Source organism: Pseudomonas sp. DWRC2-2 (assembly GCF_049897885.1).
Lineage (GTDB): Bacteria > Pseudomonadota > Gammaproteobacteria > Pseudomonadales > Pseudomonadaceae > Aquipseudomonas > Aquipseudomonas azotoformans_A.
In genome coordinates this window covers 561952-579414 of record NZ_JAFCXD010000004.1, presented here as the reverse complement: position 1 = coordinate 579414, position 17463 = coordinate 561952, and the positions used below count along the sequence as shown (strand labels likewise).

17 protein-coding genes are annotated in these 17463 nt (G+C 62.9%); 13 read left to right on the top strand and 4 right to left on the bottom strand.

Annotated elements, in window-relative coordinates; genetic code table 11:
* Positions 1-140: 140 nt before the first annotated feature.
* From cobJ to cobG, 4 genes are read right to left on the bottom strand one after another with little or no spacing between them, the layout of a single operon-like run.
* A complete protein-coding gene (gene cobJ, locus ACP7EW_RS21375) occupies positions 141-1778 on the bottom strand; it encodes a precorrin-3B C(17)-methyltransferase (RefSeq protein WP_426219496.1) in 1638 nt (545 codons plus the stop codon).
* Positions 1778-2509 (bottom strand): precorrin-2 C(20)-methyltransferase, encoded by a 732-nt coding sequence (locus ACP7EW_RS21370; protein WP_178918436.1) that lies wholly within the window; start codon positions 2507-2509, stop codon positions 1778-1780. The genes cobJ and ACP7EW_RS21370 overlap by 1 nt, the downstream gene beginning before the upstream one ends.
* A complete protein-coding gene (locus tag ACP7EW_RS21365) occupies positions 2509-3135 on the bottom strand; it encodes a precorrin-8X methylmutase (RefSeq protein ID WP_426219494.1) in 627 nt (208 codons plus the stop codon). The genes ACP7EW_RS21370 and ACP7EW_RS21365 overlap by 1 nt, the downstream gene beginning before the upstream one ends.
* A complete protein-coding gene (gene cobG / locus ACP7EW_RS21360) occupies positions 3128-4474 on the bottom strand; it encodes a precorrin-3B synthase (protein ID WP_426219492.1) in 1347 nt (448 codons plus the stop codon). Before cobG ends, ACP7EW_RS21365 begins: the two co-directional genes overlap by 8 nt.
* Positions 4475-4512: 38 nt before the next feature.
* Between cobG and cbiE the strand changes: the two genes are divergently transcribed.
* From cbiE to ACP7EW_RS21295, 13 genes are all read left to right on the top strand, one after another.
* Positions 4513-5718: a precorrin-6y C5,15-methyltransferase (decarboxylating) subunit CbiE gene (gene cbiE, locus ACP7EW_RS21355; protein WP_426219490.1), complete on the top strand. Its 1206-nt coding sequence runs from the start codon at positions 4513-4515 to the stop codon at positions 5716-5718.
* Positions 5715-6434, top strand: coding sequence for a cobalt-precorrin-6A reductase (locus ACP7EW_RS21350; protein WP_426219488.1), 720 nt, complete (start codon positions 5715-5717; stop codon positions 6432-6434). The genes cbiE and ACP7EW_RS21350 overlap by 4 nt, the downstream gene beginning before the upstream one ends.
* Before the next feature lie 429 nt (positions 6435-6863).
* Positions 6864-7166 (top strand): type II toxin-antitoxin system RelE/ParE family toxin, encoded by a 303-nt coding sequence (locus tag ACP7EW_RS21345; protein WP_426219486.1) that lies wholly within the window; start codon positions 6864-6866, stop codon positions 7164-7166.
* Positions 7167-7169: 3 nt separating this feature from the next.
* The gene (locus tag ACP7EW_RS21340) at positions 7170-7460 is read left to right on the top strand and encodes an addiction module antidote protein (protein WP_038842899.1); all 291 of its coding nucleotides are present in this window, start codon (positions 7170-7172) and stop codon (positions 7458-7460) included.
* A 97-nt stretch (positions 7461-7557) separates the two neighbouring features.
* Positions 7558-7953, top strand: coding sequence for a DUF2946 domain-containing protein (locus ACP7EW_RS21335; RefSeq protein WP_426219484.1), 396 nt, complete (start codon positions 7558-7560; stop codon positions 7951-7953).
* Positions 7954-8000: 47 nt separating this feature from the next.
* Positions 8001-8483 carry a copper chaperone PCu(A)C gene (locus tag ACP7EW_RS21330; protein ID WP_426219482.1) on the top strand — a complete coding sequence of 161 codons (483 nt, stop codon included), beginning with the start codon at positions 8001-8003 and terminating at the stop codon, positions 8481-8483.
* Positions 8484-8494: 11 nt separating this feature from the next.
* Positions 8495-8884, top strand: coding sequence for a DUF2946 domain-containing protein (locus ACP7EW_RS21325; RefSeq protein ID WP_016976979.1), 390 nt, complete (start codon positions 8495-8497; stop codon positions 8882-8884).
* Between the two features lie 93 nt (positions 8885-8977).
* Positions 8978-11038, top strand: coding sequence for a TonB-dependent copper receptor (locus ACP7EW_RS21320; protein WP_426219480.1), 2061 nt, complete (start codon positions 8978-8980; stop codon positions 11036-11038).
* Positions 11039-11081: 43 nt separating this feature from the next.
* Complete coding sequence (locus tag ACP7EW_RS21315; RefSeq protein WP_426219478.1) at positions 11082-12464, top strand: PepSY-associated TM helix domain-containing protein; 1383 nt, start codon at positions 11082-11084, stop codon at positions 12462-12464.
* Positions 12465-12614: 150 nt separating this feature from the next.
* Entirely contained in the window at positions 12615-14723 is a 2109-nt protein-coding gene (locus tag ACP7EW_RS21310; RefSeq protein WP_426219476.1) for a TonB-dependent receptor, read from the top strand.
* A complete protein-coding gene (locus tag ACP7EW_RS21305; protein ID WP_426219474.1) occupies positions 14723-15511 on the top strand; it encodes an ABC transporter ATP-binding protein in 789 nt (262 codons plus the stop codon). Before ACP7EW_RS21310 ends, ACP7EW_RS21305 begins: the two co-directional genes overlap by 1 nt.
* The gene (locus tag ACP7EW_RS21300; RefSeq protein WP_426219472.1) at positions 15508-16455 is read left to right on the top strand and encodes an ABC transporter substrate-binding protein; all 948 of its coding nucleotides are present in this window, start codon (positions 15508-15510) and stop codon (positions 16453-16455) included. Before ACP7EW_RS21305 ends, ACP7EW_RS21300 begins: the two co-directional genes overlap by 4 nt.
* Positions 16452-17462 (top strand): FecCD family ABC transporter permease, encoded by a 1011-nt coding sequence (locus ACP7EW_RS21295; protein WP_426219470.1) that lies wholly within the window; start codon positions 16452-16454, stop codon positions 17460-17462. Before ACP7EW_RS21300 ends, ACP7EW_RS21295 begins: the two co-directional genes overlap by 4 nt.
* Position 17463: the final 1 nt, after the last annotated feature.

Below are 17463 nucleotides of genomic sequence, written 5' to 3'. Positions count from 1 at the left end.
CGTCAAACCGCACCGCCCAGCAATCACGCGGCATGCCTGGCGGGCTTCCGGATTTCGTCGCAGAAAAAAGAAAAAGCCCCGGACAACGCCAGGAAAATCCCTGGTTCATTCGGAGCTTTCAGGCACCCGAGGGGCCCTTTTCAGGAGGCGGGTTTCTCGCCGTACCAGCGCGGCGTGTACACCCACTCACCGCCACCGGCCCGCGGGAAGGTGACGGTGGTGGACGAACCGATCAGCACCATGGTGCGCATGTCCACCTGCTCCGGCGTCAGTTGCCCCAGGGTAGTGACGCGCAGAGTCTGGCCTGGCCGGCCAATATCCCGGCCCAGCACCACCGGCGTTTCAGGCGTGCGATGAAGTGCGACGATTTCCAGCGCACGCCCCAGCTGCCAAGGCCGCGAGCGCGAGATCGGGTTGTAGAACGCCAGCGCCAGGTCGGCCTGGGAGGCCAGGTCCAGGCGCTTTTCGATGATCGACCACGGCTTGAGGTTGTCCGACAGCGACATCACGCAAAAATCATGGCCCAACGGCGCACCCGCCTGGGCGGCGGTGGCGAGCGAGGCCGAAACGCCCGGCAGGATTTCCAGGTCGACCTGATGCCAGGCCGGATCACTGGATTCGTGCAGGGCTTCGATCACCGCAGCGGCCATGGCGAACACGCCGGGGTCGCCAGACGACACCACCACCACCGAGCGACCTTGGGCCGCCAGTTCGAAGGCATGGCGGGCACGCTGCATTTCTTCGCGGTTGTCGGTGCAGTGCTGCACCTGATCGTCCCGGAAGGGCCCGGCCATGCGCACGTAGGTTTCGTAACCGAGCACGTCGGTGCAACGCGCCAGTTCTGCTTTCACCGCTGGCACCATCAACTCGGCGGCGCCCGGGCCCAGGCCGATCACGGCCAGGCGACCACGCACGCGGCCGACTTGCGACAAGTCCAGGGGTTGCTCGGCAATATTGATGACGATATCGGCGTCCTGGGTGACGCTGGCAAAACGCAGCGGCACGCCCAGCACCAACGCTGCCTCATGCAACGACGCTTCGGCCATCTGCGTATCACTGGCCAACAGGCACGCCAGGGATTGCACGGCGATACCCGCCTCATGCAACGCCGTGCGCACACGCTCAGCCAGTTGCGCACCTGGGTTGCAGGTCACGCTGAGGTTCTTCGGGTAGATCAGCAATTCATCGGCGGCAGGCGTGCGCTCGTTACTGCCCACGTGAATCGCCAGGCGCGCCTGTTGGTCCTGGGGCAGGTTGGCCTGGTCCAGCCACGGCGCGGCGCCCTCAATGCGTACGCTTTCGCCGGCCAGCAGGTCGGAGACAAAACGCTTACCCAGCTCCAGGTCGGCCAGTTCATAACCCGCTGGCGGATTGAGCAGGCAGGTGCCGAACCGCAGCTCACCACTGGTGGTGATCGCAGCGGCGACGTTCAACGCAGCGGCGATTTCGCGCGCCATCACGTTCACACCACCCAGGCCACCGAGCAACGGCACCACCGCACTGCCGTCTTCGGCCACGGCCAGCACGGCGGGTTCTTCGCCTTTTTCCAGCAGCAGCGGCGCCAAGGTACGAATGACGATACCGGCCGCGCACAGCGCAATCAGCGGCGTACCTTGCTGATAGAGCTGGCGCAGGGTCGCGCCGAATTCACTGTAGGTCTGGTCCGCGCCGTCGATCCGTCCGGCCAGGCCGTGGATCAACGCGCCGGGGTAGACCTGCTGGATCTTGCGCGCAGTGGCCAGGCTGCCTTGGCCCAGAATGACAATCGCCGGGCTCATCAACCTTGCCACCGTTCACCGGGCACGATGATCAGCGAGAAGTAAGGGGACGACGACGGGTCGACCTGATCCAGCGGCACGATCTTCTGGTTGGCCATGGTGGCGCGCTCCACATACAGCGCACGCCCGGCCAGGCCGAGCTCTTCCAGCACCTGGCGCACTTTCGGGAAGTTGCGACCCAGCTTCATGATCACGGCCGCATCGGCATCCGCCAGGCGGCGCTTGAGGTCGTCATGGGGCAACACACCCGAGAGTACCGACAGGCTCTGGTTGCGGTAAACCAGCGGCGCGCCCAGCACCGAGGCACCGCCGAGCATTGAACACACGCCTGGAATCACCTGCGCTTCATAGCGCTCGGCGAGGCGGTCGTGCAGGTACATGTAGGAACCGTAGAAGAACGGGTCGCCTTCGCAGATCACCGCTACGTCACGGCCGGCGTCCAAGTGTGCGGCGACGTCAACGCTGGCGGCGTCGTAGAAATCGCTGATCACCTGTTCGTAAGACATCGGCGCCGGCAACACTTCAGTGGTCACCGGGTACACCAACGGCATCAAGGTCTGTTGCGGCACCAAGTGGTCTTCGATGATCCCGAAGGCGTTGCCCTTCTTGCCCTTGGCCACGAAGTACGCCACCACGGGCGATTCGCGCAGCAGGCGCAGGGCCTTGAGGGTGATCAGTTCCGGGTCACCGGGGCCCACGCCCAGGCCGATCAAACGTCCGCGTGCCTGCATTATTCGACCTCCGTGGCCAGGGCATTCACCGCAGCGGCGGCCATGGCGCTGCCGCCCAGGCGGCCCTGCATGATCACGAACGGCACGCCACGGCTGTCGGCGGCCAGCATCGCCTTGGACTCGGCGGCGCCGATAAAACCCACCGGAAAGCCGAGGATCAACGCCGGTTTCGGCGCGCCTGCATCGAGCATTTCCAGCAGATAGAACAACGCGGTCGGTGCATTGCCGATCACCACCACGCTACCTTCCAGGTGCGGGCGCCACAGCTCCAGGGCGGCGGCGGAGCGGGTGTTGCCCAACTCCCGCGCCAGGTCTGGAACGCTGTCATCACGCAGGGTGCAGATCACTGGGTTATTGGCCGGCAGGCGTGCGCGGGTCACGCCTTCGGAGACCATCCGCGCATCGCACAGGATCGGCGCGCCCGCAGCCAGCGCATCGCGCCCGGCCTTGCCCGCCCCTTCGGAGAACTGCAGGCCGTCGATGGCGTCGACCATGCCGCAGGCGTGAATCACCCGCACCGCGAGTTTCTCCAAATCAGCCGGGATGCGGTCCAACTTGGCTTCCGCGCGAATAATGGCGAAGGAGTTGCGATAGATCTCCTGACCGTCGCGGATGTAATCAATCATCGGTGTTGCTCCGTGGGCGGGCGCGCAGCAAGGCGCCCGTCGCTTCAATAGAAAGGTTGCGTGCGTGCAGCCGACCGAAACCGGGGTGGGCTGCCTCGCGAAAATAGAGGTCGTAGTGGCCGGGGCTCACCGCCAGCAAGGTGACCGGCGCGGTGTGTGCGGCGGCGCAGGAGCGCGGGCAGCCGGACAGGTGCACGTTGTGCCCGGTGTCCAGGGCAGCGAGTTGCACCGCGTCGGCCTTGGTGTCGGCCAGGGCCTTGCCGCAGCCGCTGGAGCCGGTGCAGGCGGTCATGCGCGCCAGAGGCTGGTCGATTGAACACAGAAAGCCAAGCTGCGCCAGGCGTTCGGTCACGGCGCGAGGTTTTTCAATGTTGGGCAGCAGCACGCCCTGCCAGGGGGTGAAACGCAGCGTGCCGTCGCCGTATTCACTGGCCAGTTGCGCGACACCTTTGAGCATCGTCGCATCCAGGCGACCCAAGGGCGCGATAGCGGCGACATAGTACTGATTTTTTTGCGCTTGTGGATAAGTGCCGAGGTGCTGCAAAGCGCCACTGGGCGGGCGGTTGAAGCCATCGGAGGGCAGCAGCGGCAGTGTTAGACGACGCAATAAGTTATCCACAGACAGATGCCGCATACGCGTCTGTTCCGGCGTGGCGATGTCCAGAAACGCTTCCAGCACGGCCACCACCAGTGCATGGCCCTGGTCCAATGGCACGGCGGCCAGCGGCGCATCCAGCCCCGGGCAACCCGCTAGGCCGAAGGCCAGAAGCGTCTCGCCCTCCCGCACGAACGCCGACAGCCACAGGTCATGGTGATGTTCGAGCATCGCCAACGCCTCACCGCCATCCAACTGCACGGCGAACTTGGCCGACAGCTCATGGAAACGCGGGTGGTTTTGCAGCGTATTCAGGATCTGTTCGGCCAGCGGGCGCGTGTCGAAGAGCATCTGCGGGTCGATACCGGCGCTGGGACTGAGCATCAGGTTGCGCACGTCGTCGCCGGCGGCATTGCTGGGGCCAAGGTCGGCTGCCAGCAACATCGCGATCAACGCGCCCTCTTCGGCGCCAATTCCACGAATCTGCAGATTGGCGCGGTTGGTCGCCTCGATTACCCCGCCCGCATAGGCCTGGGCGGCATCCGCCACCGCGTGGGCTTGGGCGGCAGTGATCGAACCACCGGCCAATTTGATCCGACAAATGCCGCCGTCCAACGCCTGGACAATACGCAGCAACCCCGGACAAGCCGAGGGGCGCAAGGTATTCACAGCGGGCGTTGGGTTCACGGGGCTACCGGTTGATGGGTAAAGGCGCGGTATTATGCCTGCTTTGTCCGGCGGCATGAAAAGCCTGCCCGTCGGATGTCGTTCAAGGAATTGTTATGTCGCCCTGGCTGACGGTTGTAGGCATCGGTGAAGACGGCTTCAAGGGGCTGGGCAGGAATGCCCGGCATGCCCTGTTGCGCGCCACGCGGATTATAGGTGCTCAGCGCCAGTTGGACCTGTTGCCGGTGTGTATTCGCGGCGAGCGTGCGTTGTGGCCGAGCCCGTTTTCCCTGGAGCCGGTGCTGGCTCGACGTGGCGAGCCGGTGTGTGTGTTGGCCAGTGGGGACCCGATGTTCTATGGCGTGGGCGCGAGCCTGGCGCGGCAGGTGGCGGCTGAAGAGCTGCTGATTTTGCCGGCGCCTTCGTCGGTGTCGTTGGCGGCGGCGCGGTTGGGCTGGCCGTTGCAGGAAGTGGTGACGTTGTCCGTGGTCGCCCGGCCGTTGGCGGCGCTGAATGCGCATCTGGCCAGTGGCGTGCGCTTTTTGGTGTTGAGCAATGACGGTCGCAGTCCGGCTTTGATTGCTTCGCTGCTAAGCGAATCCGGGTTCGGTGCTAGCCGTGTGTCTGTGTTTGAACACTTGGGCGGCGCGGATGAGCAGCGCATCGACGGGTTGGCGCACTCGTGGGAACACACCTCGGTCGCCGATTTGAACCTCGTCGCCATCGACTGCCTGGCCGACGCCCATACTGCGCGCCTGTCGCGTCTTGCAGGTTTGCCGGACTCAGCCTTTAAACACGACGGCCAACTGACCAAACGCGATGTGCGCGCCATGACCCTTGCCCGTCTTGCGCCGATGCCCGGCGAACTGCTGTGGGACGTGGGCGCGGGCAGCGGCTCCATCGGGATCGAATGGATGCGTACTCACCCGAGCTGCCGCGCCCTGGCGATTGAAGCGGATAAAGGTCGCCAAGGCCTGATCGAACACAACCGCGACGCCCTGGGCGTGCCGGGCCTGCAACTGGTTCGCGGCAAAGCGCCCGAGGCTTTAAGCGGCCTGGAGGCACCGGACGCCATCTTCATCGGCGGCGGCGTCACCCGCAACGGTGTGCTCGACACCTGCTGGCAACACCTGCGGCCAGGCGGGCGCTTGGTCGCCAACGCCGTGACCCTGCAAAGTGAAATGACCCTGATGGACTGGCGTGCGCGGCATGGCGGCGACCTGACGCGCATCCACGTGGCCCAGGCGCAGCCCTTGGGGGAATTCGATACCTGGCGCCAGGCGTTGCCGATCACCTTGCTGGAAGTGGTCAAGCCGCTATGAAGCGCATCCTGTTGTTGGGCGGTGTGACTGAAGCGTTGGCCATTGCCCGTGCGTTGGGCCCGGAACATATCTACAGTTTGGCCGGTGTGGGCCGAGTGCCGACTGACCTGATATGCCGAGTGCGGGTGGGTGGTTACGGCGGGCCCGAAGGCTTGGCGCAGTTTGTTCGGGATGAGGAGATTTGCCTGATTCTCGACGCAACCCATCCGTATGCAGCACAAATCAGCCGCAATGCGGCCGAGGCCGCGCAGTTGAGCGGCGTCCCCTGCTGGGCCTTACGCCGCCCGGCGTGGCAGCCGCAGGCGGGAGATGATTGGCGCGAGGTCAGTGATTGGACCGCGTTGATTGAAGCGCTCAAACCCTTCAAGCATCCACTGTTCACGTTGGGGCGTGAGCCATTGCAGCACCTGGATGAAATCCCACCGGAGCAGTTCTGGACGCTGCGCGCGCTGGATGTGTACCCGGGCAATGAACGCTGCGAAGTGATTGGCGCGCGCGGGCCGTTTTTGATCGAGGATGAGCGGGTGTTGTTTGAGCGGCGTGGGATTGATGTGCTGATCAGCAAAAACAGCGGCAGCACGGCGACGGAGCCGAAGCTGGAAGTGGCGCGGGAGCGTGGAGTGCCGGTGTTGGTGTTGAAGCGGCCCGTTCTGGCTCAGGTAGATAGAGAATTTACCACCGTGCCTGAGGTACTACAGGCAATCAACGCTCTCTAACCACCACAAATCCCTGTGGGAGCGGGCTTGCTCGCGAAGGCTGTGTGTCAGTCACCAAATCTATTGGATGACACTGCGCATTCGCGAGCAAGCCCGCTCCCACACTTGGACTGTATTGTCAGGCTGCCGTCATCGTCGGTCCAAACCCCTCGTGCACACGATCAGCCAGCAACCGCGCCAGCTCAATCAACTGCGCAACGCAGAACAATTTCTCTCGGTTCAAATAACCCGCTAAATGGCCAACCATTTGGCCTTCTCATAAAAGCCGAATCCGCCTACAAACACTTCCGAACCAGCTGGCTGGCTCAGCCAAAAGCCCCCGCCCTAACCTCTCTCCTCGCGAATTCGCACCAGCATCCGCGATGGAGATGCACTGTTTTCACAGTGCGTCGCACTTGCCATGATGTATCCCAAGGAATACGATCCGAGATGATTGATTTCAATGAAACCATTGAGTTTGTCCAATGGCTGGAGGCCGTTCGGGATCCATTCGCAAAAGTGCGTGTTGTGAAGAGAATACGAATGGCAGAAGCCGGAAACTTCGGTGACTGTGAGCCTGTAGGTGATGGAGTGTCCGAGATGCGAATCCACTACGGTCCTGGGTATCGCGTTTACTTCACTCGTCGAAACAAGGCGGTTTATCTGCTGCTAGTCGGTGGTGACAAATCAACACAAAGCCGGGACATCAAGCGTGCAAAGCAAATTGCATTAAACCTTGGCAATGAGGAATGACTCATGAGCGAATCCTATACTCGCTTCGACGCGGCAAAATATTTGAAAACCCCTTTGGAAATGGCCGCCTACCTGGAGACCTGCTTTGAAGACGATGCAGGCGATGGTCTTTTGATTCGCACCGCTCTCAACGATATCGCCCGCGCCCAAGGCATGACCCAAATCGCCCGCGACGCCGGTCTCGGCCGCGAAAGCCTATACAAAGCCCTCTCCGCAACTGGCAATCCCGAATTCACGACTATCATGAAAGTCATGAAAGCGTTGGGCCTGAAGCTTCACGCCACAGCGATCTGATAGCACTGCGACACCAAACCACACCAGCCCTTTTTACTTATCCCCTACGATCAGGCTAAATACCCGCCTGATCGTTTAACCCTACGGATTGTCCGCCATGGCCCGTCAACGCTTTGCAATCGCCTGGATCGCCTGCCTTGCAGTGCTGTTCAACGCCTTTGCCATGCCGCTGGCCAGTGCGATGCAGCAATCCCAGGACCCGGTGCAGCAATTGTTGTGGGGCAGTTTCTGCTCGTCCAATGGTGCGACGCTCAAGACCATCGCCCTGGGCCAGCTGGAAATCCCGGCGCCGCAGCAGGACGATCACTCCACCATGCAACATTGCTGGTGTTGCTCGGGCTCGGCGCCGTTGGTGGCGTTGCCGGGGCATGTGCCGCAGTTGTACCTCACGCAATTCAACACTTCACAGAGCTTGCCGCCGCCCCGGCTGCAAAGCCCCACACCGCGCCAGCAATGGCCAAGCCTCAACCCCCGCGCCTCTCCAGCGGTCTGATTTTCTTCGCAAGTGAACTGCGTTTAGAACCGTTCTGGAGAACTGCCATGCTCAAATCTTCCCTGCTTCTGGCTGCGTTGTTGCTGCCGGTGTTCAGTGCTGCCAATGCCGAGGACTACAAGGCCGGCGACCTGGTGGTCAGCGAACCCTGGTCCCAAGAGTTGCCGCCGAATGCGCCGACTGTTGCCGCCTATTTTGTGATTCATAACACCGGCGAATCCCCGGACCGCCTGCTCAGCGTCGAGACGTCGGTGGCGGACAAGGCCGAGTTGCATGAACACGTCATGCAGGGCGACCTGATGAAGATGCAGCAAGTGCCCAGCGTCGCCGTGCCGGCCAAGGGTGACCTGACCTTCGCGCCGATGGCGTACCACGTGATGCTGCTGGGCCTCAAAGACCGCAGCCTGTTGGCCGACGGCAAGCAATTCCCGCTGACCCTGACCTTCGAAAAAGCCGGCAAGGTCGAGGTGGACGTGTCGGTGCAGAAAGTACCGCCGATGGCCGGCCACGAGCACAAGCACCCGCAATAGGCTGACATTCGATGGGCGCCCCTCGCGCCAGGCTCTCCCCGCACGCCCGCGTAAGGCGCGGCGGTTGGATCAGCCTGTTCGCCATGCTGATGATTTTTATCGGTCCGCTGATTTCCCAAGCGATGCCGATGGATCATCACGCCGGTATGTCGATGGACATGCCGATGGACCACGGCGACTCCCATCACCCCAAAGCCCCTGACGAACACCACGCCCTCTGGTCCAAGTGCGGCTATTGCGACCTGCTCTACAGCTGCCCCGCCCTGCCCGGCGGCGTTTCAACCTTCACCCTGAGCAGTCCGCCACCCGCCAACGCCCTCACCCCCGCCACGCGCCTGGGCCATGCCCGGCAGAGCATCTTCCCCGGCGCCCGCAGCCGCGCGCCGCCCATCGCTTCGTAAGCACTTCACAGCGTTACTTCACCCCGGCCGACTTTAGACAGACAGCCGCAGGCTGCTGGCCGTGTTGTTTACGATTGATTGATGGAATTTGTCATGTCCAGGTTTTCTGCTGACACCCGTTTGGGATGTACTCCCGTGTTCGCCGTTCTGTGCGGCGCACTGCTGGCCCCGGTAGCTCACGCCGACGAAAATGAACTGAGCCCCACCGTCATCACGGCGATCGCCCCCAGCTCACCGCTGACCGTGATCACCAACCCGAAAGACCCGCGCCAACCGGTGCCTGCCAGCGATGGCGGCGACTACCTCAAGACCATCCCCGGCTTCGCCCTGGTGCGCAACGGCGGCACCAATGGCGACCCGGTGCTGCGTGGCATGTTTGGCTCGCGCCTGAACATCCTCACCAACGGCAGCATGATGCTCGGCGCCTGCCCCGGCCGCATGGACGCGCCCACTTCGTACATCTCACCGGAAACCTACGACAAGCTCACCGTCATCAAAGGCCCGCAGACCGTGCTCTGGGGCCCTGGAGCGTCGGCTGGCACCGTGCTGTTCGAGCGTGAGCCTGAGCAATTCGGCGAGCTGGGCACGCGACTCAACGCCAGCGTGCTGGCCGGTTCCAACGGGCGCTTTGACAAAGTCATCGACGCGGCGGCCGGTGGCCCACTGGGCTATGTACGGGTGATCGGCAACCAGGCCCATGCCGATGACTACAAGGACGGCAACAACGACACCGTCGCCTCGCGCTACGACAAATGGAACGGCGACGTCGCTGTCGGTTTCACCCCCGACGCCGACACCCTCTTGGAACTTACCGCCGGCCGTGGCGATGGCGAAGCGCGCTACGCCGGACGCGGCATGGATGGCTCGCAGTTCCTGCGCGAAAGCCTGGGGCTGCGTTTCGAAAAATCCAATATCGGCGACGTGCTGGATAAGGTCGAAGCCCAGGTCTACTACAACTACGCCGACCATGTGATGGACAACTACAGCCTGCGCACGCCCTCCGGCACCGGCATGATGGCCGGGCCGATGGCGTCCAACGTTGATCGCCGCACCCTCGGCGCACGGATCAAGGCCACCTGGCGCTGGGCCGATGTGCAGTTGATCAGCGGCCTGGATGCGCAGACCAACGAACATCGCCAGCGCAGCAGCATGGGTGTCGACACCTACAAGGACCTGCCACGGGTCAAGGATGCCAATTTCCATAACTACGGCGTATTCGGCGAACTCACCTGGTACGCCGCCGACCGCGAACGGCTGATCACCGGTGCGCGCCTGGACCGCGCCTCGGCCAAGGACTTCCGGCAAAGCACCGGCTCCGGCATGATGACGCGGCCCAACCCGACCGCCGACAACACTCGCGCCGACACCTTGCCTTCCGGCTTCGTGCGCTATGAACACGACCTGGCCGACAGCCCCACCACCCTCTATGCAGGCCTGGGCCACTCGGAGCGTTTCCCCGATTACTGGGAGCTGTTTTCGCCCAACACCGGCGCGAGCGGTTCAGTGAATGCCTTCGACGGCGTGAAGCCAGAGAAGACCACCCAACTCGATTTCGGCGCGCAATACAAAGCTGAAGACCTTGAAGCCTGGGCTTCGGGTTACGTCGGTCGGGTGCAGGACTTCATCCTGTTCGACTACCGCCCCGGCATGATGGGCACCACCTCCCAGGCCCGTAACGTCGACGCGCGCATCATGGGCGGCGAATTGGGCGCGGCGTACAAACTGACGCGCCACTGGAAAACCGACGCCACCCTCGCCTACGCCTGGGGCAAGAACAGCAGCGACGGCAAGGCGCTGCCACAAATGCCGCCACTGGATGCACGCCTGGGCCTCACCTACAGCGAAGATGACTGGAGTGCCGGCGCGCTGTGGCGTGTGGTCGCCGCACAAAACCGCATCGACCCGAACAAGGGCAACGTGGTCGGCAAGGACTTCGACAAGAGCGGCGGTTTTGGCGTGTTCTCGCTGAACGCGGCGTATCGCATCAACAAACACTTCAAGGTCAGCACCGGCGTCGACAACCTGTTCGGCAAGGCCTACGCCGAGCACTTGAACCTGGCCGGCAACGCCGGGTTCGGCTACCCGGCCAGTGACCCGCAGGCCATCAAGGAGCCGGGGCGCACGCTCTGGACCAAAGTCGATATGAGCTTCTAAAAGCATCACGGACATAAAAAATTAATGCCTTGCGGAGCCCCCGATGAGCACTCAAAAGATTTCCTTCTACAACCTGGCCTGGCGCTGGCACTTCTACGCCGGCCTGTTCGTCGCCCCTTTCATGGTGCTGCTGGCACTGACCGGCATCATCTACCTGTTCAAACCCCAACTCGACCCGCTGATGTACGGCGAACTGCTCAAGGTCCAAACCGCCGAGCACGCCCTGAGCGCCGACGAGCAACTGCAGCGCGCCAAAGCTGCTTACCCTAACGCTGCGATCAGCAAATACCTGCCCCCGGCCGACGCCACCAGCAGCGCGCAATTCGTGATGCACAACGGAGGCCGCGAAGTGACCGTGTTCGTCGATCCCTATCGCGGCACGGTCCTCGGCGAGCAGGACTCGAAATACAACCTGCAAGCCATCGCCCGCGCCCTGCACGGCGAGCTGATGATCGGCACCGTCGGTGATCGCCTGGTGGAACTCGCCGCCGGTTGGGGCGTGATGCTGGTGGTGTCGGGCCTGTACCTGTGGTGGCCGCGCGGCAAGTCCTCGGCGGGTGTTCTATGGCCGCGCGTCAACAGTCGTGGCCGGGTGTTCTGGCGCGATATGCACGCAGTCACCGGTTTCTGGGGCGCGTCATTGCTGCTGGTGATGTTACTCAGCGGCATGACCTGGACCGGTTTCTGGGGCAAGCAATACGCTGATCTGTGGAACACCTTTCCGGCGGCAATGTGGAACAACGTGCCGCAATCCGATCAGCAGGCGCGAGTGCTCAATACGGCCAGTCACCAGACCGTGCCCTGGGCCATGGAAAACACGCCGATGCCGATGTCCGGCGACCATGCCGAACACATGAACCACGGCGCCCTGCACTCGGGTCCGGCGGCGCCCACCTTGCGCTTGCAGCAGGTGGTCGACCTGGCCAATGCAAGTCACGTCGAGCCCGGCTACAGCATCACCTTCCCCACCACCGCCGAAGGTGTATTCACCGTCGCGGTGTTCGCCAACGACCCCCGCAATGACGCCACCCTGCACGTGGACCAATACACCGGCAAGGTGCTGGCCGATGTGCGTTGGGAACATTACAACCTGGTCGCGCGGGCCACCGAGACCGGCGTGATGCTGCACGAAGGCAAGATGTTCGGCTGGGTCAATCAACTGATCGTGCTGCTGATTTGCCTGATGATTTTGCTCAGCGCCGTCAGCGGCATGGTCATCTGGTGGAAGCGTCGCCCTCAAGGCGGGCTGGGCGTTCCGCCGCTGCGCCATGACCTGCCGAAGTGGAAAACCGCGATGGTGATCATGCTCGCCCTGGCGATCATTTTTCCGCTGGTGGGTGCCTCGTTGATCCTGGTGTGGGCATTGGACCGCCTGGTGCTTTCACGCTTTTTTGCGCAACGTGAATCCGCCTCAGGTTCTGCATGAAACAGGCGAGATGCCCGGCACAGAGCCTTTCTGTAGCCTTGCGCGGACTTTGGCCGCGCAGCGAATAAGTGTTAACTTATAACACTTTCTGCGTTATCGTTGCTCGCCGCGCCCTGCGGCGAGTACTCCTCCTAGAAGACTGATCGACCGATGAACAAGTACCTTGCGTCCGGGCTGTGCCTGCTCGCCCTGCATAACAGTGCCCAAGCCCTGACCCTGCCCGCCAGCCCCGTCATCGCGCCCGCGTTGGATGACGAACGCGTCGACCTCAAGACCCCGACCACCGCCGGCTCGCGCTTGAACCTCACGTCGCTGCAAACCCCTGGCAGCGTCGAAAGCCAGACCGGCGCGCAGATCCGCGAACGCGGCGATGCCAGTGTGCAAGACGCAATCTCCCGCGCCACCGGCATCAGCCGCACCGGCACGCCGGGCGATGGCGGCACCTCGTTATCGGCCCGTGGATTTACCGGCCAGGGTTCGGTGATGCAGCTGTACGACGGCAACCGCATGTACATGGGCATGGGCACCTCGACTTTCCCGGTGGACACTTGGTCGGTAGAGCGGGTGGACGTTTTACGCGGCCCAGCCTCGGTGCTGTATGGCGAAGGCGCCACCGGTGCAGTGATCAACACCGTGCCGAAAAAGCCGTTTGCAGGCGAGATCGAAAACCACATCCGCCTGGGCTACGGCTCCTATGATCGCCAGCAGCAAGCCCTGGACAGCGGCGGCTCACTGACCGATACCCTGAGCTATCGCCTGAACCTCAATCGCCTGCGCAGCAACGGTTTCATCGACCGTGGCGACTCCAGCAGCGACTTCGTCAGCGGCGCCCTGCGCTGGCAGGCGGCGGACAACCTGAGCTTTACCCTGGCCAGCGACTACGGCGACCAGCGCCCGCAGAACTACTTCGGCACGCCGTTGATCAACGGCCAATTGCACAAGGGCCTGCGCGACAAGAACTACAACGTCAGCAACGACACCCAGCACTACAACGACCAATGGACGCGCCTGACCAGCGAGTGGCAGATCAACGACAGCGTCAGCGCCACCAACGAGCTGTTCTACCTGAAAAACCAGCGCCGCTGGCAGAACGCCGAGAACTACAACTTCACCAACGGCCAGCTCACACGCAGTGGCAACTTTGGTATCAAGCACAATCAGGAGCAGGTGGGCGACCGCCAGACCTTCACCTTCAAGCACACGCTGTTCGGCCTCGACAGCCAGACCGTGACCGGCGTGGAATACAACCGGATTCGCTTCCGCCTGGCCAGTAACTCGCCGTTCACCGATACCTTTGCCGATGGCCAACCCATCGACATCAACCACCCGGAACCGGGGCAGTTTGCAAGCAACAGCGTGTTCCTGCCACTGTTCGCCACCACCACCAAAACCGTCGCCGGCTTCGCCGAAAACCGCCTGCAACTCACCGACCAACTGTCGCTGATCACCGGCCTTCGCCGCGACTACGCCCACGTCGAACGTGAGGGCCTGCGCGATGGCAGCCAGTCCGACAAAACCCTCACCGGCAATAACTGGAAAGCCGGCCTGGTCTACGCGATCACGCCCGACACCTCGGTGTACGGCCAGTATTCCACCAGCACCGACGGCGTCGGTGGCCTGATCTCCCTGAGCCCGAGCCAGCAGCAGTTCGACCTGTCCACCGCCAAGCAGACCGAGATCGGCATCAAGCAAGCCTTCTGGGACCAACGCGGCGAATGGACCTTGGCGGCTTATCACATCGTCAAAAAGAAACTACTCACCGACATTCCGGGTGACCCGGACCATCAGCAGCAAGTCGGCCAGCAATCCTCCCGAGGCCTGGAAGCCAGCCTCGACCTGCAACTGCCTCACGCCTGGGCCCTGCAAGCCAACGCCGCCATCGTGCATGCGCAGTACGACGACTTCAGCCAGGACGTCAACGGCGTGCAAGTCTCGCGCGACGGCAACCGCCCGGTGGACGTGCCACGCCGTACCGCCAACTTGTGGCTGAGCAAAGCCGTGACCGACGACATCCGCGCCGGTGCCGGTGTGCGTTATGTCGATGCCCGTTATGCCGACATGGCCAACCAGAACGAGCTGCCGAGCTACACCGTGGTCGACGCCAGCGTGTCGTGGCAAGCCATACGCAACACCACCCTGGGCCTGCAACTGAACAACCTGTTCAACCGCACCTATGCCGTCAGCCAGTACAACGACGGGCAGCAGTGGATCCTCGGCGAGCCGCGCTCATTCTTCGTGACCGCGGACTACAGCTTCTGATGACTTCACTCACCCTCACCGACCTGGCCTGGACGCCGTCGGACCACGGCCACTGCCATCACCGGTTCCAGCTGCGTGATGCAAGCCTGCAGGTCGGTGCGGGAGAGTTCGTCGGGCTGATCGGGCCCAATGGCAGCGGCAAGACCAGCCTGTTGCGCTGCGCCTACCGGTTCAGCAAACCGGAACAGGGTGATGTGCGGCTGGAACATCGGAACCTGTGGAAGCAGAGTTCAAAATGGTGTGCGCAGCGCATCGCGGTGGTGCTACAGGAGTTTCCCGATGCCTTTGGGCTGCGGGTCGATGAAGTCGTCGCCATGGGGCGCACGCCGCACAAGGGCGTGTTCGATGGAGACACCTTGCATGACCGGCAACTGGTGCAAAATGCGTTGGCGTCCGTCGGCATGCAAGGCTTCGAAGACCACGCCTTCGCCACCCTCTCCGGTGGCGAAAAACAGCGTGTGATCCTCGCCCGCGCCCTGGCCCAGCAACCGCAACTGCTGATCCTCGACGAACCCACCAACCACCTCGACCCACGCTATCAGCTTGAACTGCTGAGGCTGGTCAAGCGCCTCAACATCGGCACTCTGGCCAGCATCCACGACCTGAACCTGGCCGCCGCCTTCTGTGATCGTCTGTACGTGATCAACCACGGGCGCATCGTCGCCAGCGGTACGCCCCATGATGTACTGACCGCCGAATTGTTGCGCGAGGTGTTTGGCGTCGAAGCACTGATCGACACCCACCCTTTGTCCGGCTACCCCCGAATCACCTGGATAACCCAACCATGATCCTGCGCTCCCTGCTATCTCTCGCGTTGCTGTTCGGTATTGCACAAGCGTTCGCCGAAGCGACCCATTACCCGGTCACCATCAAGAGCTGCAACCGCGACGTGACCTTCCAGGAAGCGCCGAAACACGCAGTCAGCCACGACATCAACATGACCCAGATGATGCTCGCCCTGGGCCTCAAACCGCGCATGGCCGGCTACAGCGGCGTGACCGGCTGGAAGTCAGTCACCCCGCAAATGGCCGAGATCCTCGACGGCCTGCCGGAGTTGGCGAGCAAGTACCCGTCGGTGGAAACCCTGCTCAACGCCAACGTGGACTTCTTCTTCGCCGGCTGGGACTACGGCATGCGCGTGGGCGGCGACCTCACGCCAAGTACCCTGCAACCCTTGGGCATCAACGTGTACGAGCTGACCGAATCCTGTGCCTTCGTGATGAAACGCCCGGCCGCGACGCTGGAAGACACCTATAACGACCTGCGCAACCTGGGCAAGATTTTCGACGTGCAGGACCGCGCCAATACGCTGATCGCGCAAATGCAGGCGCAGGTCGACGAGGTGCAGAAAAACCTGCCCGAAGGCAAACCCCGGGTGTTCCTCTACGACAGCGGCGAAGACCGAGCCATGACCTCAGGCCGCCTCGGCATGCCCCAGGCGCTGATCGAGGCGGCCGGTGGGCGCAATATTCTCGATGACGTCGATGCCAGCTGGACCCGCGTCAACTGGGAAACCGTGGTGGAACGCAACCCGCAAGTGATCGTGATCGTCGACTACAGCGAAATCACCGCCGAGCAGAAGCAGGCGTTCCTGATGAATAACCCGGCGCTGCAAGCGGTGGACGCGATCAAGAACCAACGGTTTATCGTGATCCCTTACGTACAAGCCACGCCGGGCATCGATAACGTACTGGCCGTCGAGACGCTGGCCAAGGGGTTTCACGGCGAATGATCAGCCGTCGCTATGCCTTGCTGCTCATCGTCCTGGCTGTGGTGCTCTTCGTCTCCTGTGTCATCTCGTTGGGCTTCGGCCCGGCGCGAGTGCCGGTCGAGGTGGTGTGGCGGATCGTGGTGTACAAAACCTGCGGCATCGGCGAGGTGAACTGGCCCGCCGGGCAGGAACACATTGTTTGGCTGATCCGAGTACCACGCATGTTGCTGGGCGCGTTGGTGGGCGCCGGGTTGGCATTGATCGGCGCGGTATTGCAGGCCGTCACGCGCAACCCGCTGGCCGACCCGCACCTGCTCGGCGTGACCTCCGGCGCCACCCTCGGCGCGGTGATTGTGGTGCTGCATGTGGGCGAAGTCGTCGGCTTGCTCACGTTGCCCATCGCCGCCTTTATCGGCGCACTGCTGAGCATGCTGGTGGTGCTGGCAGTGGCCAGTCGCAACGGCCGGCTGGAGAGTGATCGCCTGCTGCTGTGCGGCGTGGCGGTGTCGTTTGTAATGATGGCGGCAGCCAATCTGCTGTTGTTCATGGGCGACCATCGCGCCGCCTCAGCGGTGATGTTCTGGATGCTCGGCGGCTTGGGCCTGGCACGTTGGGAACTGCTGTCGATTCCCGCCGCCACAGTGCTGATGGGCCTGTTGGTACTGGTGGGCATGGCCCGCCCATTGAATGCACTGATGGCCGGCGAACAGACCGCCGTAACCCTGGGCCTGAATGCGCGCAACGTGCGGCTGAAGGTGTTTCTGGTGGCCTCGCTGATGACCGGCGTGCTGGTCTCCATCAGTGGCTCCATCGGTTTTGTCGGCCTGATGATCCCGCACATTGCCCGGCGCCTGGTGGGCGCCGAGCATCGGCAGTTACTGCCGGTGTGCGGGCTGCTCGGCAGCCTGTTCCTGGTCTGGGTCGATGTGGCTGCGCGCACGCTGATCGCCCCCGAAGACCTGCCCATCGGCGTGGCCACGGCAGCGATAGGCGGGTTGTTTTTTATCGGGTTGATGCGCAGGCGCTGAG